The organism is Amycolatopsis sp. NPDC004378, from assembly GCF_053602455.1.
On the sequence record NZ_JBSGDR010000010.1, the window covers coordinates 147,520 to 172,453 of the forward strand.

At 69.9% G+C, this 24,934-nt stretch carries 25 protein-coding genes; 14 read left to right on the plus strand and 11 right to left on the minus strand.

What is annotated here, in order from left to right:
- The first annotated feature begins 21 nt into the window (after nucleotides 1-21).
- The gene (locus ACWEN0_RS27585) at nucleotides 22-1,251 is read left to right on the plus strand and encodes a YbiU family protein (RefSeq protein WP_451979445.1); all 1,230 of its coding nucleotides are present in this window, start codon (nucleotides 22-24) and stop codon (nucleotides 1,249-1,251) included.
- A gap of 48 nt (nucleotides 1,252-1,299) precedes the next feature.
- Here ACWEN0_RS27585 and ACWEN0_RS27590 read toward each other — a convergent pair whose 3' ends face one another.
- The 4 genes from ACWEN0_RS27590 to ACWEN0_RS27605 form a co-directional block, all read right to left on the minus strand.
- Complete coding sequence (locus ACWEN0_RS27590) at nucleotides 1,300-1,506, minus strand: hypothetical protein (RefSeq protein ID WP_451979448.1); 207 nt, start codon at nucleotides 1,504-1,506, stop codon at nucleotides 1,300-1,302.
- 215 nt (nucleotides 1,507-1,721) lie between these two features.
- Nucleotides 1,722-2,210, minus strand: coding sequence for a glutathione peroxidase (locus ACWEN0_RS27595; protein WP_451979451.1), 489 nt, complete (start codon nucleotides 2,208-2,210; stop codon nucleotides 1,722-1,724).
- A 9-nt stretch (nucleotides 2,211-2,219) separates the two neighbouring features.
- Complete coding sequence (locus ACWEN0_RS27600) at nucleotides 2,220-3,725, minus strand: 1,4-alpha-glucan branching protein domain-containing protein (protein WP_451979454.1); 1,506 nt, start codon at nucleotides 3,723-3,725, stop codon at nucleotides 2,220-2,222.
- Nucleotides 3,722-4,495, minus strand: a complete 774-nt coding sequence (locus ACWEN0_RS27605; RefSeq protein WP_451979457.1) for a class I SAM-dependent methyltransferase — start codon at nucleotides 4,493-4,495, stop codon at nucleotides 3,722-3,724. The genes ACWEN0_RS27600 and ACWEN0_RS27605 overlap by 4 nt, the downstream gene beginning before the upstream one ends.
- Before the next feature lie 53 nt (nucleotides 4,496-4,548).
- Between ACWEN0_RS27605 and ACWEN0_RS27610 the strand changes: the two genes are divergently transcribed.
- Nucleotides 4,549-4,974, plus strand: coding sequence for a hypothetical protein (locus ACWEN0_RS27610; RefSeq protein ID WP_451979460.1), 426 nt, complete (start codon nucleotides 4,549-4,551; stop codon nucleotides 4,972-4,974).
- Here ACWEN0_RS27610 and ACWEN0_RS27615 read toward each other — a convergent pair.
- The gene (locus tag ACWEN0_RS27615) at nucleotides 4,952-5,797 is read right to left on the minus strand and encodes a DegV family protein (RefSeq protein WP_451979463.1); all 846 of its coding nucleotides are present in this window, start codon (nucleotides 5,795-5,797) and stop codon (nucleotides 4,952-4,954) included. The two genes, ACWEN0_RS27610 and ACWEN0_RS27615, sit on opposite strands and share 23 nt — an antisense overlap.
- A 244-nt stretch (nucleotides 5,798-6,041) precedes the next feature.
- Between ACWEN0_RS27615 and ACWEN0_RS27620 the strand changes: the two genes are divergently transcribed.
- The 4 genes from ACWEN0_RS27620 (at nucleotide 6,042) to ACWEN0_RS27635 (ending at nucleotide 9,642) form a co-directional block, all read left to right on the plus strand.
- Nucleotides 6,042-6,827, plus strand: coding sequence for an electron transfer flavoprotein subunit beta/FixA family protein (locus tag ACWEN0_RS27620; RefSeq protein WP_451979466.1), 786 nt, complete (start codon nucleotides 6,042-6,044; stop codon nucleotides 6,825-6,827).
- A 29-nt stretch (nucleotides 6,828-6,856) separates the two neighbouring features.
- Nucleotides 6,857-7,816 carry an electron transfer flavoprotein subunit alpha/FixB family protein gene (locus tag ACWEN0_RS27625; RefSeq protein WP_451979469.1) on the plus strand — a complete coding sequence of 320 codons (960 nt, stop codon included), beginning with the start codon at nucleotides 6,857-6,859 and terminating at the stop codon, nucleotides 7,814-7,816.
- Nucleotides 7,817-7,972: 156 nt separating this feature from the next.
- A complete protein-coding gene (locus ACWEN0_RS27630; RefSeq protein ID WP_451979472.1) occupies nucleotides 7,973-8,755 on the plus strand; it encodes a GNAT family N-acetyltransferase in 783 nt (260 codons plus the stop codon).
- Nucleotides 8,752-9,642 carry a lysophospholipid acyltransferase family protein gene (locus ACWEN0_RS27635; protein WP_451979475.1) on the plus strand — a complete coding sequence of 297 codons (891 nt, stop codon included), beginning with the start codon at nucleotides 8,752-8,754 and terminating at the stop codon, nucleotides 9,640-9,642. Before ACWEN0_RS27630 ends, ACWEN0_RS27635 begins: the two co-directional genes overlap by 4 nt.
- A 107-nt stretch (nucleotides 9,643-9,749) precedes the next feature.
- Here the strand turns inward: ACWEN0_RS27635 and ACWEN0_RS27640 are convergent, their stop codons facing one another.
- Entirely contained in the window at nucleotides 9,750-10,652 is a 903-nt protein-coding gene (locus tag ACWEN0_RS27640; protein ID WP_451979478.1) for an NADP-dependent oxidoreductase, read from the minus strand.
- A gap of 150 nt (nucleotides 10,653-10,802) precedes the next feature.
- On the opposite strand from ACWEN0_RS27640, the gene ACWEN0_RS27645 reads away from it, so the two are divergent.
- The 4 genes from ACWEN0_RS27645 (at nucleotide 10,803) to mnmA (ending at nucleotide 15,853) form a co-directional block, all read left to right on the plus strand.
- Nucleotides 10,803-12,086 carry a helix-turn-helix transcriptional regulator gene (locus ACWEN0_RS27645; protein ID WP_451979481.1) on the plus strand — a complete coding sequence of 428 codons (1,284 nt, stop codon included), beginning with the start codon at nucleotides 10,803-10,805 and terminating at the stop codon, nucleotides 12,084-12,086.
- Nucleotides 12,087-12,131: 45 nt separating this feature from the next.
- Entirely contained in the window at nucleotides 12,132-13,496 is a 1,365-nt protein-coding gene (locus ACWEN0_RS27650) for an MFS transporter (RefSeq protein WP_451979484.1), read from the plus strand.
- 64 nt (nucleotides 13,497-13,560) lie between these two features.
- Nucleotides 13,561-14,757: a cysteine desulfurase family protein gene (locus ACWEN0_RS27655; RefSeq protein WP_451979487.1), complete on the plus strand. Its 1,197-nt coding sequence runs from the start codon at nucleotides 13,561-13,563 to the stop codon at nucleotides 14,755-14,757.
- 4 nt (nucleotides 14,758-14,761) lie between these two features.
- A complete protein-coding gene (gene mnmA / locus ACWEN0_RS27660; protein ID WP_451979490.1) occupies nucleotides 14,762-15,853 on the plus strand; it encodes a tRNA 2-thiouridine(34) synthase MnmA in 1,092 nt (363 codons plus the stop codon).
- 28 nt (nucleotides 15,854-15,881) lie between these two features.
- On the opposite strand, the gene ACWEN0_RS27665 is transcribed toward mnmA, so the two are convergent.
- From ACWEN0_RS27665 to ACWEN0_RS27685, 5 genes are all read right to left on the minus strand, one after another.
- Nucleotides 15,882-17,129: a DUF222 domain-containing protein gene (locus tag ACWEN0_RS27665; RefSeq protein WP_451979493.1), complete on the minus strand. Its 1,248-nt coding sequence runs from the start codon at nucleotides 17,127-17,129 to the stop codon at nucleotides 15,882-15,884.
- A gap of 229 nt (nucleotides 17,130-17,358) precedes the next feature.
- A complete protein-coding gene (locus ACWEN0_RS27670; protein ID WP_451979495.1) occupies nucleotides 17,359-17,811 on the minus strand; it encodes an N-acetyltransferase family protein in 453 nt (150 codons plus the stop codon).
- Nucleotides 17,812-17,821: 10 nt separating this feature from the next.
- Nucleotides 17,822-18,223: a GNAT family N-acetyltransferase gene (locus tag ACWEN0_RS27675; protein WP_451979498.1), complete on the minus strand. Its 402-nt coding sequence runs from the start codon at nucleotides 18,221-18,223 to the stop codon at nucleotides 17,822-17,824.
- 74 nt (nucleotides 18,224-18,297) lie between these two features.
- Nucleotides 18,298-19,341: an MBL fold metallo-hydrolase gene (locus ACWEN0_RS27680; protein WP_451979501.1), complete on the minus strand. Its 1,044-nt coding sequence runs from the start codon at nucleotides 19,339-19,341 to the stop codon at nucleotides 18,298-18,300.
- Nucleotides 19,342-19,445: 104 nt separating this feature from the next.
- Nucleotides 19,446-20,270 (minus strand): phospholipid scramblase-related protein, encoded by an 825-nt coding sequence (locus ACWEN0_RS27685; protein WP_451979504.1) that lies wholly within the window; start codon nucleotides 20,268-20,270, stop codon nucleotides 19,446-19,448.
- Between the two features lie 134 nt (nucleotides 20,271-20,404).
- On the opposite strand from ACWEN0_RS27685, the gene ACWEN0_RS27690 reads away from it, so the two are divergent.
- From ACWEN0_RS27690 to ACWEN0_RS27705, 4 genes are all read left to right on the plus strand, one after another.
- Complete coding sequence (locus tag ACWEN0_RS27690) at nucleotides 20,405-21,442, plus strand: methionine synthase (RefSeq protein WP_451979507.1); 1,038 nt, start codon at nucleotides 20,405-20,407, stop codon at nucleotides 21,440-21,442.
- Between the two features lie 83 nt (nucleotides 21,443-21,525).
- A complete protein-coding gene (locus ACWEN0_RS27695) occupies nucleotides 21,526-22,230 on the plus strand; it encodes a hypothetical protein (protein ID WP_451979510.1) in 705 nt (234 codons plus the stop codon).
- Between the two features lie 11 nt (nucleotides 22,231-22,241).
- Nucleotides 22,242-24,422 carry an NAD-dependent DNA ligase LigA gene (gene ligA, locus ACWEN0_RS27700; protein WP_451979513.1) on the plus strand — a complete coding sequence of 727 codons (2,181 nt, stop codon included), beginning with the start codon at nucleotides 22,242-22,244 and terminating at the stop codon, nucleotides 24,420-24,422.
- The gene (locus tag ACWEN0_RS27705) at nucleotides 24,415-24,909 is read left to right on the plus strand and encodes a GNAT family N-acetyltransferase (protein WP_451979516.1); all 495 of its coding nucleotides are present in this window, start codon (nucleotides 24,415-24,417) and stop codon (nucleotides 24,907-24,909) included. Before ligA ends, ACWEN0_RS27705 begins: the two co-directional genes overlap by 8 nt.
- The last annotated feature ends 25 nt before the right edge of the window (nucleotides 24,910-24,934 follow it).

The following is a 24,934-nucleotide window of genomic DNA, read 5'->3' on the forward strand; positions in this document are numbered from 1 at the left end:
CAAAAGATCGCGAGGACATCGATGACGACCACGGAACTGCCCGCGAACATGTCCGAAGCCATCTCGCGGACCAAGCAGGAACTGCGCGCCCGGATCGGAGACGTCGCCGGCGTGTTCGCCGAAGTCCGCGATCGGATACGACGGGAGGTCGACGCCGTCGCCGCCGACCAGGACGCCTATCCCGTCGTCCGTTATCGCGACATCGCCGACGGGGCCGTTTCGCAGCGGACGCTCGACGCCATCCGGCGCCGCGGCTGCGCCGTCGTCAAAGGCACCTTCGCGCGCGAAACGGCCGAAGCCTGGGACGCCGAACTCGCCGCGTACCTCGCCGACAACGACTTCGCCGGGACCTACCAGGGCCCGGCCGACGACGTCTTCGCCGGCCTCGCTTCGAGCCAGCCGCAGATCTACCCGGTCTACTGGTCGAAGCCGCAGATCCAGGCCCGCCAGCACGAGCACATGGTCACCGTCCGGCGATTCCTCAACTCCTTCTGGCGGCACGAGTCCGAAGGCCGCGTCTGGTTCGACCCCGATCGCGACACGGCCTACCCGGACCGCATCCGCCGCCGCGCGCCGGGTTCGGCGTCGCTGGGCCTGTCCGCCCACACTGACTCCGGTTCGGTCGAACGCTGGCTGCTGCCCGCGTACCAGCGGGTCTTCCGCCACGTCTTCGACGGCAACTGGCGGGCCTACGACCCGTGGGACGGCGCCTATCGCACCGAAGTCGACGAATATCCGTCGACGGTGATGTGCTCGGCGTTCCGCACCTTCCAGGGGTGGACGGCGTTGTCGGAAATGCGCCAGGGCGACGGTGTGCTGCACGTGGTCCCGATCCCGTCGGCGATCGTCTACGTGCTCCTTCGCGCACTGCAGGACAACATCCCCGAAGACGACCTCTGTGGCGCGATCAACGGCCAGGCCCTGCCGGTGAGCGACAAGTACCACGCCGACCTGCTGCCCGCGCAGACCTCGATCCCGGACGTCGAGCCGGGCGACACGGTCTGGTGGCACGGCGATGTCATCCACTCGGTCGCCGACGGCACCAATCCGGCCCGCTGGGGAAACGTCATGTACATCCCGGCGAGCCCGCATTGCGCGAAGAACGCGGCCTACGCCGAGAAATGCGGCCGCGCGTTTCTCGCGGGTGCAAGCCCGGGCGATTTCGCGCCCGAAGACTACGAAGTGAACTGGGCCGGCCGCGCCACGATCGACGACCTCACCGCGGTCGGCCGCGAGCAGCTCGGCTTGTGAACGGTGCCGCGCCGGGGCGGTTGCACGCCGCCCCGGCGTGTCCGGAAGCTAGAGCCAGAGTCCGAGGTGCAGGCCCAGCAGGTGGATGTGCCCGTGGTGATGGTGGTCGCCCACGCACAGGATGCAGTGGCGGGCCTGGCCGGCGGCGTCGGACGACGGCGCGGCCGACGCGGTGCCCACCGCGGGACCGGCCAGCAGCAGCCCGAGCGCCACGGGGAACGCGGCCAGCGCGGCCCGGCGTCTGGAGGTAGTCATCCCATGATCCCTTCTCCGCAGTTCGGCGCCGGATTGGCGTCGTGAAAAGTATTCGGTGCGGTGAACGGAAAACGGCAGGGTGATCACCCGGGATTCGATCTACCGGCTCATGGGAATCATTTTCGATTCGGTTTCCGTGATACCCGGATGGTCGCAGGAGTCCGTCGATCCGGTGAACTCCTGGGGAGGCGGGGGACAGCCGTCCCCCACCTTCGTCACGCCGGGAGCGCCGCCTCGATGGCCTTGACGACCTTCTCGTCCTCGGGCTCGGTGCGCGGCCGGAACCGGGCCAGGATCTCGCCGTCGGCGCCGACGAGGAACTTCTCGAAGTTCCACTGGACGTCGCCGGACTCGCCGTCGGCGTCGGCCGTCTTGGTCAGCTCGGCGTACAACGGGTGCCGATCCTCGCCGTTGACGTCGATCTTCTCGAACAGCGGGAACGTGACGCCGTAGGTCGTCGAGCAGAACGTCTGGATCTCCTCCGCGCTGCCCGGCTCCTGGCCGGCGAACTGGTTGCACGGAAAACCGACGACGGAGAAGCCTTGGCCGCCGAAGCGTTCCTGCAGCCGCTCGAGGCCGGAGTACTGCGGGGTCAGGCCGCACTTCGACGCGACGTTGACCACGAGCAGCACCTTGCCGGCGAGCGAGCCGAGCGAGCTGTCCTGCCCGTCGAGGGTCTTGACCGGAATTTCGTGGATCCCCATGAGTTCCTCTCAGTCGTGCTTCAGTGCCCGGGCGTCGAGGTGCCCGAACGGTCCGTCGTCGGCGCGGTAAGCGGCCGCGAGCTCCTCGGCTCGCGCCCGGTCGCCGCGCCGCAGCAACCCGGCCAAGGCGTCGAAGCGCTCGGTGTGCACCGCCGCGCGACGACGCGCGTAGTCCGCGGCGGAGTCCTTGGTGACCATGAACGCCCAGTCGCTCTGCAGCGCCAGCATCGCCTCGGCCACGGCCTGGTCGGCGACCGTGTCGCGGGCCGTGGTCGGCAAACCGGCCACGAGCGAGAGCAACCGTTCCTGCAGGGCCGCGTTGGCGTCGACCATGTCCTTGACCTGCTCGCCGTCCCAGACGCGCCAGTCCTTGCCCGACCCCCACGACGACGCGGGCAGGTCGATCGGCTCGCCGACGAGCCCGGCGTCGAGGGCGCCCTTGAGCGTGGTGACCCGGACGCCGGCTTCGGGCAGTGCGCGCAGCACGCCCTCCAGCCAGGCCGGTCCTTCGTGCCACCAGTGGCCGAACAGCTCCGTGTCGTACGCGGCGACAACGAGCGCCTCACGCCCGTGTTGCGCCTTTAGTGAACGCAGCCGCGTCACGACGGTGTCGACGAAATCCTTGACGTGCAGCCCCAGCACGTCCGCGGCCAGTGACGGGTCGTACGGCGCCTTGTCCGGCGGCTCGACCGTCTTGCCGGTGACGCGGGACGCCTTGAGCCCGACCTCGTGCGCCCAGGTGTGGAAGTCGCGGTAGGCGGCGTGACCTGGGTATCCGGCCTTCGGCGACCACACGCGGTAGGTGACTTCGAGGTCTCGTCCGAAAGCGACCACGTCGCTGTCGCCGATCGGCCGCGCCGCCCACGTCCGGCCGCGCAACGACGGCCCGTCGACCATGAACCGCCGGACGCCGGCGGCCTCGTAGTCCTTTTCCATACCAGGCGCGTAGCCGCACTCCGGCGCCCAAATCCCCTCGGGGCGCGATCCGACCCGCAGCGCCGTGTCGGCGAGGCCGGCGTTCAGCGCGAATTCGCGCACCCGCGGGTCCAGGAGCGGCTGGAAGGGGTGGGCCAGCGGGCCGCCGAGCAGTTCGATCGTCGAACTGTCGACCAGCGACCGCAGGATGGGGGAGAAGCCGTGCCGCCAGCGGGTGCCGAGCTCCTCGGCCGCACGGACGGCGGTCCGGTGCTCGGCCGCCGCGAGTTCGCGAAGGAGCGGATCATCCGACCAAAGTGTCGACGCGTGCTGGGCGCGCAGCTGCCAGTGGCCGAGCCAGTCGTGGAACGCGCGGATGCTGTACGGGTCGTCGAGCTGCGCGGCGAGCACCGGTGTGACGCCCAGCGTCAGGACGTCCTGACGGCCTTCGGCGGCGAACCGCTCCAGCAGGTCGACCATCGGCAGGTAGGAATGCGCCCACGCCTGGTAGAGCCATTCCTCGCCGACCGGCCAGCTCCCGTGGTGCGGCAGCCACGGCAGGTGGCTGTGCAGGACCAGGCAAAAAGTGCCTTCGCTCATCGGCGCACCGCCACGGCGACCAGGTCGAGGCTGGCGTCGAGGTCGTCGCCGTGGATGGCGAAACCCGTCGCCTCGATCGCGGCGACGTCGGCGAGCAGCGCCTCGGGCCAGACGGCCTGGCCGGGCAGTTCGCCCATGACCACGTCGAGCTGGGCGTCGATGATCGAGCCGCCGTACCGCTCGTCCAGCGCGCGCACGGCCTCGCCGTGGTGCAGGCCGTGCAGCGTCTCGATGACGAATCCGGCGTCGGTGAGCAGTCCGGCCAGCTCGGCCGGCGCCAGCTCGCGGGTGTGGAACGGGTTGAGCGGCGTGTCGCTGTCCGGGGTGAAGGTCAGCCGGTTCGGCGTCGTGACCAGCAGGCGTCCGCCCGGCTTCAGCACCCGCCGGCACTCGGAGAGGAACCCGGATTGGTCCCACAGATGCTCGATGACCTGGAAGTTGGCCACGACGTCGACCACGCCGTCGCGCACCGGCAGGTGCACCAGGTTCGCCCGTGCGACGGCGACCTCGGGGTAGCGGCGGGCGACGTGCTCAGTGGTCGGGACGTCGTAGTCCAGCGCGAGCACCCGGCGGGCCTTCGTCGCGAGCAGGCTCGCGCCGTAGCCCTCGCCGCAGCCGGCCTCGAGCACCGACGCGTCCGCGCAATAGGGCAGCAGAGCGAGGTACGCGGCCTCGTGGCGGCGGAACCAGTAATTCTCCTCGGCGATGCCGGGGACGGTCCGCTCGCCGGTCAGGTGCAGCGCCTCCGCGCGGGTGGCTGGGGTGGTCACCTGCGCGACCCTAGCGGGTGTCACGTCCGGCCCGGCCGTCTCGTTCCGTGGTCATGCAACGGACAATCACCCGCGTACTGCTCATCGTCTTCGGCCTCGTCGAGGTTCCGATCGGCCTGTGGCCATTGATCACGCCAACCGGCTTCTACCAGGACTTTCCCGGCGTCCGCACGGGCTGGGTCTCGATGGACGGCGCCTTCAACGAGCACCTCCTGCGCGACTTCGGCGGCCTCAACCTGGGGCTCGCGGCGACGCTGATCGGCGCCGCAGTGATCGGTACCACAGCCGCTGCCCGGCTGGCTTCGGTCGCGGCGCTGCTCTACGGCGTTCCGCACTTCGTCTACCACGTCGGGCACGTCAGGCACTTCGAACTGATCGACCAGGTGCTGATCATCGGGCTGACGGGGCTCACCGTGCTGGTGCCGCTCGTGCTCCTGGCCGTTCCGGGACGCCGGGTCAGTACACCGGCGACACCGTGATGCCGAGCGCGCCGGGGCCGAGGTGCGCGCCGATGACCGTGCTCGCCTCGACGACCATGCTCTCGGCCATCGCCGGCACCCGGCGTTCGATCTGTCGGCCGATTTCGAGCTCGTGGTCGCTGGCGCCGAACCGGGTCACGGCGATGTCGGCGCGGAAGCCGCCGGACTTCTTCACCGCGAGGTCGACCATCTTGGCCAGCGCCCGCCGCGTGCCGGGGACGCGGGCGAGCGGCGCGACCTCGCCGTCCTTGACCGTGAGCAGCGGTTTGATCGAGAACGCGCTGCCGAGCATCGCCTGCGCGGCGCCGATCCGCCCGCCGCGGCGGAGGTACTCCAGGGTGTCGACGTAGATGAACTCGGTGCTCGTGAAGCACCGGCGTTCGGCGGCTTCGATGACGCGGCCGGCGTCCGCGCCGGCGGCGGCCGCCCGGGCCGCGGAGATCGCGGCGAAGCCGAGGCTCATGCCGGTGGTGCGGCTGTCGAGGATGTGCACCGGGATGCGGACCTGCTGGGCGGCCTCCCGGGCCGCGCGGACGGTGTCGGACATGCGGCCGGAGATGTGGACGCTGACGATGGCGGTCGCGCCCGAGGCGGCCGCTTCCTGGTACGTCCAGAAGAACGCCCCCGGATCCGGGGGCGAGGTGGTGAGGATTTCCCCGGCTCTCAGTGCGTCGATGACCTTCTCGCGGTCGAAGCGGTTTTCGTCGTCGAACTGACCACCCATGTTCAGCTGGATCTGGACGACGCCGATGGCCCAGCGGGAGGCGACGATGTCGGGCAAGCAGGAGCTCGAGTCGGTGATGACGGCGATGCGCGCGGGCATGGTGCGGGAGGTTAACTCCTCACGACCTACTGGGAGTAGGCCGCGGTTGGTCCGATCGGACGAACGGCGGTTCGGGCGGGGTAACCGGTCGACTACCGGGACGATGGTCCCATTAGATTGCGCATCCAGGTGAATGGCGTCACCTCGGCGGGTCCTGCGCGCCGATTGGCCCTAATCTACCGGCCAGTAGAGCACTGTCCCGTGGTCGACCGCGGGCCACGAACCGGGAGGTCGAAGCAGACCCATGACCAACATCGTCGTCCTGGTCAAGCAGGTACCGGACACCTACTCGGAGCGGAAGCTCAACGGGTCCGACCACACCCTTGACCGCGAATCCGCCGACGCCGTGCTCGATGAGATCAACGAGAAGGCCGTCGAAGAGGCGCTGAAGATCAAGGAAGCCGGCGAGGGCGAGGTCACCGTGATCTCGGTGGGCCCGGACCGCGCGACCGACGCCATCCGCAAGGCGCTGTCCATGGGCGCCGACAAGGCCATCCACGTCTCCGACGAGGCGCTGCACGGCTCCGACGCGATCGCCACCGCCAAGGTGCTCGCCGCCGCGATCCAGAAGGTCGAAGGCTTCGATCTGGTCATCGCCGGCAACGAGTCGTCCGACGGCCGCGGCGGCGCCGTCCCGGCGATCCTCGCCGAGCTGCTGGGCCTGCCGCAGGTCACCTACGTGCGCGAGCTGAGCGTCGACGGGTCGACCATCAAGGCCACCCGCGAGACCGAAGACGGCCTCACCCACCTCGAGGCGAACCTGCCCGCCGTGGTCAGCGTCGGCGAGAAGATCAACGAGCCGCGCTACCCGTCGTTCAAGGGCATCATGGCCGCGAAGAAGAAGCCGGTCGAGACCTTCACCATCGCCGACCTGGGCGTCGACGCGGGCGAGGTCGGCCTCGGCAACGCGTGGTCCACCGTGACCGAGTCCTCGCCGAAGCCGCCGCGCACCGCCGGCGAGAAGGTCGAGGACGAGGGTGACGGCGGCACCAAGGTCGCCGAGTACCTGGTCGGCCAGAAGCTCATCTGACAACGGCTCTTCGAGGAGGAACAAGAACCATGGCTGAAGTACTCGTCCTCGTCGACCACGTCGACGGTGAGGTCAAGAAGGTCACGCTCGAGCTGCTGACCGCGGCCCGCGCGCTCGGTGAGCCGTCGGCAGTCGTCGTCGGCCCGACCGGCACCGCCGCCAAGGCGAAGCAGGCGCTGGCTTCGCACGGCGCCGCCAAGGTCTATGTCGCGGAAGGCGACGACGCCGCGAACTACCTGGTCACGCCCAAGGTGGACGTGCTCGCCGCGCTCGCGCAGCAGGCGTCCCCGGCCGCGGTGCTCGTCACGGCCAGCGGTGAGGGCAAGGAGGTCGCGGCCCGCCTGGCCGTGCGCCTGGGCTCCGGCCTGATCTACGACGCCGTGGGCGTCAACGGCGACGGCGTCATCGACCAGTCCATCTTCGGTGGCGCGTTCTCGGTGAAGTCGAAGTCGGCGAAGGGCGCGCCGGTCGTCTCCATCCGTCCGGGTGCGGTCGAGGCCGAGCCCGCCGAGGGTGCGGCGGCCGAGGAGACCGTCGAGCTCCCCGCCACCGACGCGGCGAAGTCGACCAAGATCACGGGCGTCGAGCCGGTGACCGGCGGTGACCGTCCGGAGCTGACGGAGGCCTCGATCGTGGTCTCCGGTGGCCGCGGTGTCGGTTCGGCGGAGAAGTTCGACGTCGTCGAGAAGCTGGCCGACTCGCTCGGCGCGGCTGTCGGCGCGTCGCGTGCCGCGGTCGACTCCGGCTACTACCCGGCGCAGTTCCAGGTGGGCCAGACCGGCAAGACCGTGTCGCCGCAGCTGTACATCGCCCTCGGCATCTCCGGCGCGATCCAGCACCGCGCCGGCATGCAGACGTCGAAGACGATCATCGCCGTCAACAAGGACCCGGAGGCGCCGATCTTCGAGATCGCCGACTACGGCATCGTCGGCGACCTGTTCAACGTCGCGCCGCAGCTGACCGAAGCGGTCGACAAGCGCAAGGGCTGATCGTTGCTCCGAAGGGCCTTCCGGGTGCGCCCGGAAGGCCCTTCGCGCGTCTTCGTGACCTGAGAGAAGCCTGAGAACCCGCAATTAACGGAACGTGCACTAATCGGTCATCGGTTGGCACTCTTCGCGGTTTCCTCGCGCAGGTACACCTTGACCATGACGACGTCACAGCTCCTCGTCAGCACTGATCAGGCGGGTGTCGATCTCCCCGCGGACGCTCCCCGGTACTCCCTCCTCGTCGCCCACGCGAACGACGAAGTGGTCGCCGCGCAGAAACTGCGGCACCGGGTTTTCGCCGAGGAAATGGGCGCGCGGCTGCACTCGCCGACGCCCGGGCTCGACGTCGACGAGTTCGACGAGTTCTGCGACCACCTCGTGGTCCGCGACGACAACACGGGCGAGATCGTCGGCTGCTACCGGATGCTGCCGCCCGAGCGCGCCACGCAGGCCGGAAAGCTCTACGCCGACAGCGAGTTCGACCTGAGCGCGCTCGACGCTCTGCGTCCGCACCTGGTCGAGACCGGCCGGTCGTGCGTGCACCCGGACCACCGCAGCGGCGCCGTCGTGAGCCTGGTCTGGGCCGGGATCGCCCGCTACATGCTCCTTTCGGGCCACCGCTACCTCGCCGGCTGTGCGTCGGTCCCGCTTGTCGACGGCGGGTCGTTCGCCGCCGGCGTCTGGGATGTCCTGCGCACGAAGCACTACGCGCCCGAAGCCGCGCGTGTCTCGCCGCTGATCCCGTGGGACGCCTCGGAGATCGAACGGCCGGCGCGGGCGACGCTGCCGCCGCTGATCAAAGGCTACGTCCGGCTCGGCGCCAAGGCCTACGGCCCACCCGCCCTCGACGCCGACTTCGGCGTCGCGGATTTCTTCGTCGTGCTGGACCTGCACAACGTCGACGAGCGGTACCTGAAGTTCTTCCTCGGAGTCCAGGTATGAGCCACGCGTGGATGCCGAAATCGCCCTGCGGCGACGGCTGTCTCACCGACGGCGACCCGGTCGTCGGCTTCCCGCGGCGCGTGCTGCGCTTCACCGCGGCGATCGCGGTCGTCGTCGCGGCGCTGCTCTCCGCGCCGCTGTTGCTGGTGTCGTGGGGCCGTGAGCGCCGGGTCCGGCTGATCTTCCGCGGCGTGCTGCGGGCGTTCGGCGTCCGGCTCGACATCCGGGGCGGCGACGACTTCCTGACCGCGCCCGCCGGCCGTGGCGCGCTGGTGGTCAACAACCACATCTCGTGGCTGGACATCGTGGCGATCAACGCGCTGCGACCGATGCGCGCGCTGGCCAAGACGGAGATCGCGGGCTGGCCGGTGCTGGGCGGCCTGGTCCGCCGTGGCGGCAGTATCTTCCTGGACCGCGAGCGGCTGACGACGCTGCCGGCCACGATGGCTTCGCTGGCCGACGCGCTGCGGACGGGGTCACTGGTGAGCGTGACCCCGGAAGGGACGACCTGGTGCGGCCTGGCGTCCGGCCGGTTCACGACGGCGACGTTCCAGGCGGCCATCGACGGCGGCGTCCCGGTCCGCCCGATCGCCCTGCGGTACCGCCTGGCGGACGGCCGCGAGACGAGCCGCCCGGCGTTCATCGGCCCGGAGTCGCTGATCGCGTCCCTGCGCCGGGTCGCGGCCCTGCGCGGGCTGGTGCTCGAGATCCACATCTGCCCGGAGATCGCGCCGGGCCGTGCGGAGAATCGCCGCGAGCTCGCCGCACTGGCCGAGGCATCGGTGCATTCGGCGTTGGGCACAGTGAAGATCCCGGGTCAGCAGCGCCGTCGCGCCGCGCGTCCGCAGCCGGCGCCGGCCCCACTGGCTTCGCCTCCCGCGAAGTGATCCGGGCCCTGTCGCCGCGATCCGGCGACAGGCCCGGGTTGGCAGGCGTTTCGTTCTTGTCGCGAACGGGCCCGTCACCGCGATCCGGTGACGGGCCTGTTCGCCGTTCAGCTGACGGCGAGGGTGAGCTTCCCGCCGGGGTGCCCGTTCTCGCTCTCGATCTGCGCGGCGGCCGCGTCGGCGAGCGGGTAGCTCTTGCCCTGCGCGATGCCGACCCCGCGGTCGGTCACCCAGCCGGCGATCGTCGTCAGGACCTCACGCGACTGTTCGCCGCCGCTGGAGAACGGGATGTCCAGCTCGAAGGCCGCGGCGTCGGCGATGGTGACGATCCGGTCCTTCGTGCCGCGCAGCTCGACCGACCCCGGCAGTATGCCGTGTCCGGCTGCGTCGAAAACGGCGTCGACCTGCCCGGACGCGGCCTCGCGGACTCGCTCGAGCCAGCCGTCGCCGTAGAGGACCGGCACGACACCCAGCGATTTCAGGTCGTCGAGGTTCCGGCTGCCGGCGGTGCCGATGACGGTCGCGCCCTGGGCCACGGCCACCTGCGCGGCGAACCGGCCGACGGTGCCGCTGGCGCCGTTGATCAGCAGCGTGTCGCCTTCGCGGACCTTCAGCAGCCCGAGAACGCGAAGCGCCGTTTCGCCGGCGACGGGCAACGCCGCCGCGTCCGCCCACGAGATGCTCGCGGGCTTCGGCGCGAGCGCCTTCGCCAGCGCGAACTCGGCATAGGCGCCCGTCTCGGACCAGCCGAACACCTCGTCCCCGACGGCGAACTCGGCGCCCTCGCCGACCGCGTCGACGACACCGGCGACCTCCAAGCCGGGGATGTGCGGGAAGGGGACCTGGAAGTTCTGCTGCATGTAGCCGTTGCGGATCTTCCAGTCGATCGGGTTGATCCCGGCGGCGCGGACGGCCAGCCGTACTTGCCCGGGGCCGGGTTCCGGCACGGGAACCTCGGTCGGCTGCAGGACGTCCGGCCCGCCGTAAGCGGAGAAGGTGATCGCTCGCATGGTGGTCTCTGCGCTCCTCGAGTCTGTGACTTCGAATGTCCTCCCCAACGAGTCAACCCGCGCTGTATTCCCGCCGAACCACTCGGACGAGCAGTGTTCACTAGCCGGACGAGCAGGCCACCGGAACGCGAGCGTGCCTACCTTGGACCCATGGACGCTTCCTGGTCGGATCCGCGGCACGTGCTGGACGTCGTCGAGCGGCTGCTGTCCGCGCCGCGGCCACACCTGCTCCTCCGGTTCTCGGCCGAGCTGCGGAAGCTGATTCCGCACCACGCCGTCGCCATGCAGACGGGGGACTGTCCCCGCAGCCCGCTCAAGGTCGTCGGTGACCAGGCAATCGCCCAAGCCGTGACGAGCGCCGAGCTGCAACGGCTGGTCGATCGCGCGAAGCCGGGCAAGCCGGTCGTGCTCGACGGCGTCCTGGGCGGCGTCGAGCGTCGTCTGGTTCTTTTTTCGTCGATTCCGGCGGTCGGCAAGGGTGCGGTGCTCGTCGTGGTGCCGGAGGAGGGGGAGCTGCCGATCGCCGAACTGGGGCTCGCCGCCCAGCTGTGGCACGTCCTGAGCACGGACGCCGGCCAGCGCGCGGCCGATCCGGGCCCGGACGTCCTGGCCGGCAACCTCGCGGCCGCCACGGCGCGGGCCCAGGCGATCACGGACCTCGGCCAGACCCACGCGGCGACCCTGACCACGCTTCTGGCGGTCCTCCGCTCCGGACGCCTCTCCGACGACGTCGCCCGCCGCACCGCGGTCGACCTCGCCGCCGACGCGCTGCTCGAACTCAAGGGCGTCGTCGACCGCGACCAGGCCCTGTCCGAAGAGCGGGCGGGCGCGGCCTTCGCGGCGCTGAGGACCCAGCTCGCCGACCTGGTCCGTCACACGGAGGTCGACGTCGACCTCGTCGACCCGGTCGGCGACGCGTCACTTCCGCAGGACATCGCCCACACGGCGCGGACGCTGACCCGGGGCCTGGTGCTCGCCGCCTTGGACCGTCCGGCGACCACGCGTCTGCGGGCGTCGTGGCGGCTGGACGGCTCGGTGCTGCGCATCACGGTCCGCGACGACAGCCCCGAAGTCGCCGACGCGATCCCGGCCAGGGGCTTGTCCGAGCGGCTCACCACGCTCGGTGGTCACTGGGAGGTCGACGCGGTGCCCGGCTGGGGCACGACGGTCGCCGCCGTGCTCCCGCTCGGCATCGCCGAACCGCCTGAGCTGCGTCCCCTCGACCGGCTCAACTCGCGCGAGGTCGAGGTCCTGACCGGGATCTCGCAAGGCCTGCGCAACCGGCAGATCGCCGAGCAGCTGCAGCTCAGCGAGCACACGGTGAAGTTCCACGTCCGCAACCTTCTCGACAAACTGGGAGTGAGCTCCCGCGGTGAGGCCGCCGCTCTGGCGCGCGACATTCGCCTCGAGCCGATGGCGCGTCGCTCGGCCTGAAAATGGCTTGACCTCGAGCGGGCTGGAGATTGCACGCTGCTGATCATGGCCTCGACGCTCGATTCCGCACCCCGCCGCCGCGTGCTCTGGACGGCGGAACACCGCCTGACCACGATTGCTCTGCTGCTCGTGGTCACGTTGGTCGCGTTCGAGAACATGGGCGTCGCGACGGCGATGCCGACCCTGGTCGCCGACCTTCACGGCTTGTCGCTGTACTCGTGGCCGTTCACGATCTTCCTGATCTCGAGCGTGGTCGCGACGGTGCTGTCCGGCCGGCTCGGCGACCGCCGTGGCCCCGCGCCGGCGCTGCTCGCAGGTCCGGTGCTGTTCGCGGCGGGCCTGGTCGTTGCGGGGACGGCGAGCGGGATGCCGACGTTCCTCCTCGGCCGCGCGCTGCAGGGCTTCGGCTCCGGGCTGCTCCTGGTCTCGGTGTCGCTCCTGATCGCGTTGACGTTCACCGACCAGGAGCGCCCGGTGATCTACGCGGCGAACGCCGCTGCCTGGGTGCTGCCGGCGGTGATCGGCCCGTCGGTGGCCGGACTGGTGACAGTCAGCGTCGGCTGGCGCTGGGTCTTCCTCGGCCTGGTCCCGCTGGTGGTCGTCGGGGTGGCGATGCTCGTGGTGGTCGTGCGGCACCTCCCTGCTCACACGCCCTCGGCAGACGGCCGCCGCGCGGGTGTGGTCCAGGCGGTCATCGCGGCTCTCGGCGTCGCTGCCCTGACGTGGGCGGCCCAGCATCAATCACTTCTGGCGCTCGCCTACGGCACCGCCGGGCTGCTGGCCCTGGGCTACGCGCTCCGGACGCTCCTGCCGACCGGAACTCTCTCCTCGCGTCCCGGCCTGCCGACGGTCGTCGCTTCCCGCGCCCTGATCGCGGGCGCCTATGCCGGGATGGAGGCATACCTGCCCCTGACGATGAGCGCGGTCCACGGCTACAGCCCCGCGCTCGCCGGCCTGCCCCTGACCATCACGGCGCTGGGCTGGTCCGCGGCCTCAGCAGCGCAAGGCCGGTTCCTCAACTGGTCGCGGGAGGCATCGCTGCGCACGGGGTTCTGGCTGGTCGCGGCCGGACTCGTCTGCTTCGGCCTGGTGTCCCAGCCCTGGTTCCCTGCCTGGCCGGCGTTCGTGGCCTGCGCGGTCGGCGGCGCGGGCATGGGGATCGCGATGCCCGCGATCTCCGTCCTGCTGCTCCGCTATTCACCCGAAGGCGAGCGAGGCTTCAACACGTCGGCGATGCAGCTGGCCGATTGGGTGGGCTCCGCGCTGCTCATCGGCCTGGGTGGCGTCTTGCTCGGCGTGGTCGGCTCGGTTCTGCACCCGTCGCCGGCGATGGCCCTGCTCACCGTGGCCTTGGTGACGCTGGCGCTGCTGGGCGTCCAGTTGACCGGACGTTGGCCGTCGAAGGTGTGACAGCCCACTCCGAGGGCCAGGGTGGGCTTCGTCACGCGATGGAGCGGACTACCCTGAAGGGGCGATGACCTATCTCGACCACGCGGCGACCACTCCGATGTTGCCCGAAGCCGTAGCGGCGATGACCGAGGCGCTGTCCAACGTGGGCAACGCCTCAGCGCTGCATTCTTCGGGCCGCCGCGCTCGGCGGATGGTCGAGGAAGCCCGCGAGACCATCGCCGACGCCCTGGGTGCCCGTCCGTCCGAGGTGATCTTCACCGGCGGCGGCACGGAGAGCGACAACCTGGCGATCAAGGGCATCTATTGGGCCCGCCACGACGAGCAGGAGCAGCGCACCCGCATCCTGTGTGGCGCGGCAGAGCACCACGCGGTGCTCGACACCGTCGAATGGCTCGAATCCCACTGCGGCGCCGAAGTCACGCTGCTGGATGTCGACAGTGAGGGCCGCGTCTCGCCTGAGGTCCTCCGCAACGCCATCGCTGCGGATCCTGAGTCCGTCGCACTGGTGACCGTGATGTGGGCCAACAACGAGGTCGGCACGATCAACCCGATCGCCGAGCTGGCCGCGGTCTGCGCGGAGTTCGACATCCCGCTTCACACTGACGCGGTCCAGGCCGTCGGCGCCGTCCCCGTTGACTTCGCAGCCAGCGGCGCCGCCGCGCTCACCCTCACAGGGCACAAGCTGGGTGGTCCGTTCGGTGTCGGAGCTCTCCTGCTCGGCCGCGACGTGACTTGTGTGCCTTTGCTGCATGGCGGGGGACAGGAACGCAGCGTCCGGTCCGGCACGCTCGACGTCCCGGCGATCGTCAGTTTCGCCGCGGCCGTTCGAACCAGCGTCGGCTCCCGAGCCGAATACGCGAAGCGTGTCGAGGAGCTCCGCGATGGCCTCATCGAGGTCATCCAGCGCGAAGTACCCGACGCCGTGCTCAACGGCGGAAACGGCGAACGGCTGCCGAGCCACGCCCACTTCACCTTCCCGGGTTGTGCCGGCGACAGCCTGCTGATGCTGCTCGACGCCAAGGGCATCGAATGCTCGACGGGGTCCGCGTGCACGGCGGGCGTCGCCCAGCCGAGTCACGTGCTGCTCGCCATGGGCGCCGACCCTGCGGCGGCCCGGGGCTCGCTCCGTTTCTCCCTCGGCCACACAACCACCGCCGCAGACATCGAGGCAGTGGCCGCCGAAATCGGCGGAGTCGTTACGCGCGCCCGACAGGCCGGTCTAGCCGGAATGCGCAAGCAGACCCAGAAGCAAGAGGTGTAAGGCAATGCGGGTTTTGGCCGCGATGAGCGGAGGAGTGGATTCGGCCGTCGCTGCGGGGCGTGCAGTCGACGCCGGGCACGACGTCGTCGGAGTGCACCTGGCTCTGTCAGCCAAACCGGGCACCCTGCGGACCGGCTCCCGCGGCTGCTGCACGATCGAAGACTCCCACGACGCCCGGCGGGCCGCCGACATCCTCGGGATCCCGTTCTACATCTGGGATTTCGCTGAGCGGTTCACCGAAGAGGTCGTGGAGACTTTCGTCGGCGAATACGCCGCCGGCCGCACGCCGAATCCGTGCGTCACCTGCAACGAGAAGATCAAGTTCGAGGCGCTCCTCGAGAAGGCGATGGCGCTCGGCTTCGACGCTGTCGCGACAGGCCACTACGCACGTCTCTCCGTGGTCGACGGCGTGCCCGAGCTGCGGCGCAGCGCGGACAGCGGCAAGGACCAGTCCTACGTGCTTGCCTCCCTGACCGCGGAGCAGCTCAGCCACGCCATGTTCCCTCTGGGCGGTTCGTGGAAGACCGACGTGCGCGCCGAGGCCGAGCGGCGGGGTCTGTCCGTCGCCAACAAGCCTGACAGCCACGACATCTGCTTCATCCCGGACGGTGACACCAAGAAGTTCTTGGAAAACCGGCTCGGACAGCGGCCCGGCGAGCTCGTGGACGCCGAAACCGGCGCGGTGCTCGGCCGGCACACCGGGGTCCACGGATTTACCGTCGGCCAGCGTAAGGGACTGGGGATCGACGCTCCGGCGCCTGATGGCCGCCCTCGATACGTCCTGTCGCTCGAGCCCGTGTCCGGTTCCGTCAAGGTCGGTTCCGCAGCCGGGCTCGGGGTCCAGGTGATCGAGGCCGATCGCGCGATCTGGCCCAGCGGTCGGGCGTTGACCGGGCTGACTGAATGCGTCGTCCAGGTCAGGGCCCACGGGGGCATCGTCGAGGCAGTGGCCGACGTCGCTTCCGACGCTATGACGGTGCAGCTGCGTGAACCGCTGCGCGGAGTGGCTCCGGGCCAGGTCGTCGTGCTCTACCGGCCGGACGACGAGGGCGGGGACATCGTCCTGGGCAGCGCGAAGATCTCGGGCACGCGCTGAGCGTGGAGCAATCCCGTGCGTCGCGCGTTCAGCTCGCCAGCCGGTCGGAATGTATCGACGGTGGCGTGGACGAGTGCATGAGGCCGGCGGGTGTAGAGACGTTCAGAGTGCCGTCAGGTGCGACGTCGTAATCCCAGTTGGGCTGGTTCTTCAGCCTGCGGTGGCGCGCGCAATACGTCACCGGCCGGCTCGAGGGCTCGTTGGCCTCGCCCCGCGCCGGGGTCGCGTCGACCGCGCAATTCTGCGCAGGACGGGTGCATCCAGGCTGTCGGCACTCGCGATCTCTGACCCGGATGAACTCGTCGTGCGCCGGGTCCAGCGGGTACCGCGTCGGCGACAGCTCGGTCACCTCGCCGGTGCGGGGGTCGGTGAGCACTCGCCGAAGCGTCGCGTCGGATCCACCGATGATGCGGCGGGCCACTGACGCCGCCACAGGGCCTCGGCCCGCCAAGACGGCCGGGAGGTCGTTCATGCCGGTGTACGTGCCCAGGTCGACGTGCAGGAACACCTCGGCACGCTCGTTCGGGCCGCCGGTACCGCTGAGCAACAGGTCCATCGCCACGTCCGCTCTGAGCTGATCCAGCGTCCGGGACTCGTCCGGGGTCTTCAGCGCGCGAGCAGCCTGATCGATCCGTGCGTAGGCCGCGCTGGCCTTCTCGGTGGGTGCGTTGTTGACCGACAGGCTCGTCACGCCAGTGTCTTGGTGGTGCAAAGCCAGCCGTCTCTCGACAAAGCTGCGTTCGGTGCGTTGTGCGGCGCCTTCGGGATCCACTTTCGCCGCCGCATAGGCCGCCGCCCGGCGAACCTGGGTCGCGTTCCGGTCAGGAACCCGGTCCTCGAGCGTCGCATCGACGACACGTGCGTGGTCTTTCGACAGCCATGAGGTGGCGTCGGTGACCTTCATGGCGCGATAGAGGTCGAGCCTGCCGTCGTCCATGAGGTTGAGCATGCGAGGAAGCCGGGCGATCAGCGCGTTCGCCGCCGAAACCATTGTGGCGGCACGGTGTTCTGTTATGGACAGGGCCAACGCCACTTCGGAAGCCGCGCTGGGCGCCCGTCTCCGGCGCACGCTCAGATTCGCGATCGCCCGTAGCTGCAGCGCTTGCAGCTTGGAAATCTCGGCGTCGGTGACGCGGATGAGGTCGACGACCTGCTCATCCTTCATATGCTGCAACGTATCCGGCTCGGAGCGGAGCGCTCTGAGGGCAGCGGGGAGCTTGTCGTCGGCGTTGCCGGCTTGCTGGGCAAGGTTGCGCAGCGGTTGTGTAGATGACATGAACCCGACCGTACGGGTCTCCGCAAGAAATGTCACCGAGGTTCGCGGGAATGGGTGGCGAAAGGGAGCGAACGGCCCTTTCGCGCCCTTCGCGACTTGACTAACTCGAATTGATTGGGAATGGTTCGCGTGCGCGACCGTGTGGGGCCGCCGATCCGGAGGAGGTGTGGTTGAGCCAGTGTCCAATGTGGATAGTTTGCTGTCGGCGAACGCTGGCGGCCGTCGGCACTCAGAGCTTGAGCTTGAACCCCGTGTGGCTCGGGACGAAGCCGAGGCGCTCGTAGAACCGGTGTGCTCCGGTCCTGGACACGTCCGAGGTGAGCTGGACCAATGCGCATCCGCGTCGCCGGGACTCGTCGATCGCCCAGCGCATGAGGTCGGCGCCCAGCCCGGAACCCCGGTGGTCGGCGTGGATCCGGACGGCTTCGATCTGGCCGCGGAGCGCGCCGCGCCGGGCGAGGCCGGGGATGATCGTCAGCTGCAACGTCCCGACCGGCTTGTCGTCGGAAGCCGCGACGATCAGAAGCTGGTGCGGATCCGCTTCGATTTCCGCGAAAGCCTGCAGGTAGGGCTCGAGGTCTTCCGGGTCGTCCCGGGTCGCGCCGAGCTGGTCGTCCGCCAGCATGCGCACAATCGCCTCGACGTCGTCGCGGCGTGCCTTGCGGATGGTGTAGTCGGTCACGGCGTGAGTATCACAGGGTGCGGCTGAAACCTTGGTAGCTGTGCTCGAACCCGAAACGCGCGTAGAAGTCTCGCAGGTCGGCGCGCGCGAGGCCGGAATCGAGGTGGAGCCGGGTGCATCCGCGTCGCCGGGCTTCGTCGATGCCCCAGGTCAGGAGCGCGCTGGTCACACCACGACGGGCGGCGCGGATGCCTTCGAGCAGGCCACGAGTCGCTCCGTCCCACGCGAGTCCCCGCAACACCGTGAGTTGCGCGGTGCCGGCGACGCCGTTGTCGTCTTCGGCGACGACCAGCGTGACGTGCGGGGTGGCCATGAGCTCCCGGAGTGCGGCTGCCAGCGGCTCGCCCGGTGCGCCGAACAGGCGCACGAGCGCCTCGATGTCCGTCGCCCTGGCACGTCTGATGACATCCATTTCACCCAGTATGCAGGAAGCCGTTCGGGTGACGTATCTGCTACGACGTGGCTACCCGCGGTGTGCGACGCCGGTCAGGAAGTCGCGTAGTGCCGAACGCCTTCGACGGTCTGGGCCGTCAATTTGCCCTGGGAGACCAACAGGTCGAGGTGGGCGGCCGTCTCGAGGACCGCGAGCATCTGGTTGAACGCGTCCATTTCGGACAGTTTGCGGTTGCGGCGGGTCCAGCCGATCCGGTGTGCGGCTTCGGACGCCGTGGTCGCGCCGGCGACGATCTGCGAGCCGATCGTCTCGAGACGCTGCCGGTGGTGTTCCAGCAGCTCGTCGATGCGCGTGTGCACACTTTGCGACACGGGACCGTGTGCGGGAAGCATGCGGCGGTCCGGCATCGCGCGCACCAGGCGCAGGGAGCCGAGGAAGTCGTTGAGCGGCAGTTCCGCCGGCACCGGCTGGAAGCCGATCGAGGGGGTGATGTGCGGGAGCACGTGGTCGCCGGAGAACAGGAGATCGGCGGTGTCGTCGACGAAGACGACATGGCCCGAGGTGTGTCCTGGAGTGGCGACGACGTCGAACTCCCGTCCAGGGAGGATCGGGCGCCGCCCCGGGGTCAGCCACTCGTCGGGCGCTTCCCAGAGATCGGCTTCGGTGTGGCGCCGGTTCGCTCCGAACTCGCGGGCCAGCGCTTCGACGACGTCGCCGGCGCCGGCCCGGAACAGCAGATCGACCTGGGCTTCCATCGGCAGCCGGTCCGGGTTGCCGGAAACCTTGAGCGACGGCTCTTCGTCCTGGCCCAGGGCGATCTTCGAGCCGAATTCGCGGCGGAGGACGACAGCCTGCGAATAGTGGTCGCGGTGCACGTGGGTCACCAGGAACTCGCTGACGTCGGCCAGTTCCGCGCCGATCCCGCCGAGCGCGTTCGCGAGTTGCTCCCGGGCCACGGTCAACGCCCAGCCCGAATCCACCAGGACGAGCTTCTCGCCGTCGGTGACCGCGTAGACGTTGACCGCGCGGAGACCGTCATTGGGCAGCGGCAACGGGATCCGGTAGACGCCGGCGGAGACCTCGTAGATTCCGGGCTCGGTCCAGTTCCTGTCGCTGCTTTCCGGCAACGGTTCCACGGTGACCTCCGTCCCGGCGAGACTCCGTCGTCCCGGCCTTTCTTCACCCTGAGCCGTGCCGGGCCCGCTGTCCACCTGGAGGGGCTGAGACGCCGGTCACTCGCTCAGTTGGTGTCCTGCTTCAGGGCGGTGTCGATCGTGAGGGCGGCGGCGACCACCATGCTGGCAAGGGGATCCGGCAGCGGGTGGGGGATCTCGACGACGTAGTTGTCGGCGGTGGTGAAGGCGGCCTTGATGAACCCGCCCCACGTCTTGGTCACCCGCGCGACCTCGTTCTCGGCGTGGTCCCGGATCGAGAAGTTCCAGGCGCGCCAGTTCTCGGCGAAGATCCCGCCGACCGTGCGACCGTCGACCACGAAGCCGAAGCGGATCTTCCCGAAGACGTTCTCCTGAACGATCTCGCCGATCGGCGTCTCGTCGGCCCGCGTGACGAGGAAGCGCGACTTGAAGACCTTGGCGGGCCGGGTCACCTTGAGCACGGTGCTGTGGTTGGCGTCGCGGACCTCGAACTTGTGGGTCAGGAACTGGTCGTAGTTGGTCAGCAGCCGGATCGCCTTCTTCAGCGTGCTCTGGCCGACCTCGACGACGCCGCCGATGCGGTTGCCGTGCTGGTCGAAGACGCCGAACTCGTTGGCCATCTCGATCAGCTTGGCGCGTTGGTTGACCACCAGGACCGGCTCGGTGAAGAGAGTCCCGCCGCCGGTGCGCCCGGTGCCCCGGCCGCGCGTCGCGCGGTTGACCTGGTTCTGGATCCGCGACGGGTCGTGGGCCCGCTCGATGTCCAGCTCGATCGGCTCGGAGTCGCTCGCGGGCGAGGCCTGGTGGGCCGGTCGGGTGTTGGCTGTCCACGCCTGGCCGTCCCACCAGCGGTGCAGACGGGGGTCCCGCGCGTCGGGATACCAGCCCGGTTGCGGTGGCGAACTCGTCATGGCGGGTGAGCCTATCCGCGCGGACCCCTGAGCGGTGCCGGTAAAGGCAAATGCGGCGAATGTCTGCATCCGGGCGGGCCGCTGCGGCAGCCCGGTCGGCGCCGTCGGCGGGTGGTCGACCAGAATCGGGGGTCGTGAGTGAGCGAGTTTGGCCCAGTGGCGCCGCGACGGCGATCGGTTCGATGCCGGGCACGGACCCCGCGGAAGCGGCGGCGATCGTGTTCGGCGAGCTGCCGGACTTCCCGCACCTGCCCGAGCTGCCGGCTCGCGGCGTCGGCGCGGACATGCTCGGCCGCACGGCCGCGCTGCTGGTGGACCTGGCCGTCGAGGTCGTACCGAGCGGCTATCGCGTGACTGGGCGGCCGGGGCACGAGCACCGCCGGGCCGTCGACCTGCTTCGCTGGGATCTCGACGCCGTGCAGGAGGCGCGCGAGAAGGCCGGAGCCACGCCGCCGGTCTTCAAGATCCAGCTGGCCGGCCCGTGGACACTGGGTGCCGGGATCGAGCTGCCCCGAGGACATCGGGTACTCACCGACCACGGCGCCCTGCGGGACTTCACGTCGTCTCTGCTGGACGGTCTCGCCGGACACGTCGCCGAGGTTCAGGCCAGGACCGGCGCGCCCGTGGTCGTCCAGTTCGACGAGCCGTCGTTGCCCGCGGTGCTCGCGGGCGGCCTGTCGACGCCCTCCGGCTACGGGAACGTCGCGGCGGTGCCGGAACCCGAGGCCCGTGACCTGCTTTCGACGATGATCGACGGGACGAAGGGGATCACCGGACAGCCGGTGATCGTGCACTGCTGCGCCGCGAAACCGCCGCTCGGCCTGCTGCGCGAAGCCGGCGCGGACGCCGTTGCCTTCGACCTCGCCGCGCTCGACGGCGCCTCCGCCGAGTTCCTCGACGAGATCGGCGAAGTCTGGGACGGCGGAGCGACACTTTTCCTCGGCGCGGTCCCGTCGACGGCGCCCGCGTCCCGCCTGGCCCTGAAGGACGTCGGCGAGCCCGCGTTCCGGCTGGCCGATAGGCTCGGCTTCAACCGCAGTGTCCTCGCCGAGCGGGCGGTGCCGACCCCTGCCTGTGGCCTCGCCGGCGCCACGTCGGAATGGATGCGGCGTGCCTTGTCCCTGACGCGCGACCTCGGCAAAGCTTTCGTGGAGCCTCCCGAAGGCTGGTGACGGAATCCGGCAACTCGCCGACGTCCACCCGGCTCGGTAAGTAGCGTGTCGGGTAGCCGACCAAACGAGGACCACCCGTAACCATGCGCCTGTTCCGTCGCAAGACCGCCGCCGCCGACCCGCCCGACCCGCGCACCGCGTGGCCCGAGCAGCACGTGCCGGCAGACCCTGCAGCCGCCGCCGAGGCGTTCTGGCTCGGCTGGTACGACCTGCTCCCGATGGTCAGCGCGGCGCTCGGCGAAGGCGAGCCGCACCGGGTCGAGCACGAGCTCTGCCAGCTGGTCGAGGCGTTGCACCCGCGGCTGCACTTCTCGCTCGAACGTGGTCGTCAGGCGATCTACGCCCTGGTCGTGACGGGTCAGGAGGATCCGGAAGTCCGCCCGTTCACCGACGCGTGGCGGGCCGCCGCGCCGCCGGACGACGCGATCTGGGAGTACCACGACTCCGTGCCACCGGTGCCCGACCCGACCGAGGTGACCGTGAACCTCGGCGAGCAGCGGATCGCGCTGGCCGACGTCCGGGTCGTCGCGCAGGTCGACGAGGACGAGCGCGTGGTCGACGTCGCCGTCTTCCACCCCGGTTTCGGCGACCTCGACGAAGCCGCCCGGCAGGCCATGACCTTCCTGCCCCTCGACGCGACATTGGGTGAACGGCTCGCCGCCGAACGGTTACGGCGCGTAGAGACCGCGGAGGCCGAGCCGACCGGGGCGATCACCCTTCTGGAGTTCCGTGAACTGGTCCGCGAGCTGGGCCGCGGACCCGACGAAAATGTCGGTGCCGCCGACTAGGGTTACCACCCGTGAGCAGCACCGAACTTCCCCAGGACCAAGTTGCGGCGGTCGACGCCCCGGTGGCCGCGGAGGACGTCGCCGACGTCCCGGCCGACGTGCGCGAGCGCCACAGTGCCCTCGCCGAGGAAGTGCGCGATCACCAGTACCGCTATTACGTCCTGGACTCGCCGATCGTCTCCGACGGGCAGTTCGACGAGCTGCTGGGCGAATTGCAGCGGATCGAGGACGAGCACCCCGCCCTGGTCACGCCCGAGTCGCCGACCCAGCGGGTCGGTGGCACGTTCTCGACCGACTTCACCCCGTACGACCACCTCGAGCGCATGCTCAGCCTGGACAACGTGTTCGACCAGGACGAGTTCCTGGCGTGGCTGGAGCGCGTCGAGAAGGAGGTCGGGCGCACCGAATTCCTCGCCGAGCTGAAGATCGACGGCCTGGCGATCAACCTCCTGTACGAAAACGGCCACCTGACCCGGGGGCTCACCCGGGGCGACGGCCGCACCGGTGACGACGTCACGCTCAACGTCCGCACGCTCGACCAGGTGCCGCAGACGCTGACCGGCACCGACCAGTTCCCGGTACCCGCCCTGGTCGAGGTCCGTGGCGAGGTCTACTTCCGCGTCGAGGACTTCCTCGAGTTGAACGCGAAGATGGTTGAAGCCGGCAAACCGCCGTACGCGAATCCGCGCAACACGGCGGCCGGCTCGCTGCGGCAGAAGGACCCCAGGATCACCCGTGAGCGGCGGCTGCGACTGATCTGCCACGGGCTCGGCAAGCGCGAGGGCTTCGAGCCGCAGCGTCAGTCGGAGGCGTACGACGCGCTGGCCGCGTGGGGCCTGCCGGTCTCTCCGTACAGCAAGGTGCTGACGACGGCGGACGAGCTCACCGAGCACATCGCCTACTGGGGCGAGCACCGGCACGACGCCGAGCACGAGATCGACGGCGTCGTGATCAAGGTCGACCAGGTCGCGCTGCAGCGCCGGCTAGGCACGACGTCACGCGCGCCGCGGTGGGCGATCGCGTACAAGTACCCGCCGGAAGAGGCGATCACCACACTGCTGGACATCCAGGTCGGCGTCGGGCGGACCGGCCGGGTCACGCCGTTCGCGGTCACCGAGCCGGTCACGGTCGCGGGGTCGACCGTCGCGCGCGCCACCCTCCACAACCAGGAGGAGGTCAAGCGCAAGGGCGTGCTCATCGGCGACCGGATCGTCATCCGGAAGGCCGGAGACGTCATCCCCGAGGTCCTCGGGCCGGTCGTCGACGCGCGCACCGGCGACGAACGCGAGTTCGTCATGCCCACCCATTGCCCGGAATGCGGCACGGAGCTCGCCTACCAGAAGGAAGGCGACAAGGACATCCGCTGCCCGAACACGCGGTTCTGCCCCGCGCAGCTGCGGGAGCGGCTCTTCCACCTCGCCGGGCGCGGCGCCTTCGACATCGAGGTCCTCGGCTACGAGGCCGCGGTCGCGTTGCTGGACGCGCGGGTGGTCGCCGACGAGGGCGACGTTTTCGACCTGAACGAGGACAGCCTCGCCGAGGTGGAGCTCTTCCGGACCAAGGCCGGAGAGTTGTCGGCGAACGCGCGAAAGCTGCTCGCCAACCTCGACGTCGCCAAGGACCGGCCGTTGTGGAAGGTGCTGGTCGCGCTGTCGATCCGGCACGTGGGGCCGACCGCGGCACAGGCGCTGGCGCGCGAGTTCGGCTCGATCGAGCGCATCGAGCAGGCGAGCGAGGAGGAGCTGGCGGACGTCGACGGCGTCGGCCCGACCATCGCGCACGCGACGCAGGAGTGGTTCGAGGTCGGCTGGCACCGGGAGATCGTCGAAAAGTGGCGACGCGCCGGCGTGCGGATGGAGGAGGAGCGCGACGAGTCGATCCCGCGCAACCTCGAAGGCTTGTCGATCGTCGTGACAGGCTCGCTCGACGGCTTCTCCCGCGACGAGGCCAAGGAGGTCATCATGGCCCGCGGCGGCAAGGCCGCCGGGTCGGTCTCGAAGAAGACCGCGTTCGTCGTCGTCGGCGACTCGCCTGGTTCGAAATACGACAAGGCGGTTCAGCTGAAGGTGCCGGTGCTCGACGAAGCCGGCTTCCGCGTCCTGCTGGAGCGGGGCCCTGAGGCGGCGCGGGAGGTGGCGCTGCCGGCCGGCGACGAGACCGCCGAAGACGAGACTGGGGGAACGGATGGGTGACGTCGAGATCCGGCCGCCGCGGCCCGAGGAGTACGCCGCTGCGGGCGAAGTCACGGTGCAGGCCTACGAGGTCGATGGTCATTTGGCCGGCGACGTCGGGTACGACGCGGAACTGCGGGACATCGCGCGGCGCGTCGAGCTGGCCGAGGTCCTGGTCGCTGTCGACGGCTCCGGCGACGTGGTCGGCACGGTGACCGTCGTGCTGCCTGGTTCGGCTTATGCCGAGATCTCACGTCCGGGCGAGCTGGAGTTCCGGATGCTCGCTGTCGCGCCGTCGGCGCGTGGCCAGGGGATCGGTGAGGCGTTGACCAAGGCCGTCCTCGATCGCGCGCGGGCGCTGGGCGTTCGCCGGGTCGTGCTGAGCAGTCTCGCCGAGATGCGCAGCGCGCACCGGCTCTACGAGCGCCTCGGGTTCGCGCGGCTGGCCGAGCGGGACTGGCGACCGTTTCCGCACATCAGCTTGATCGCCTACCAAATAGACGTCTGACCTGCGCGTTGTCGAACTTCGGCGA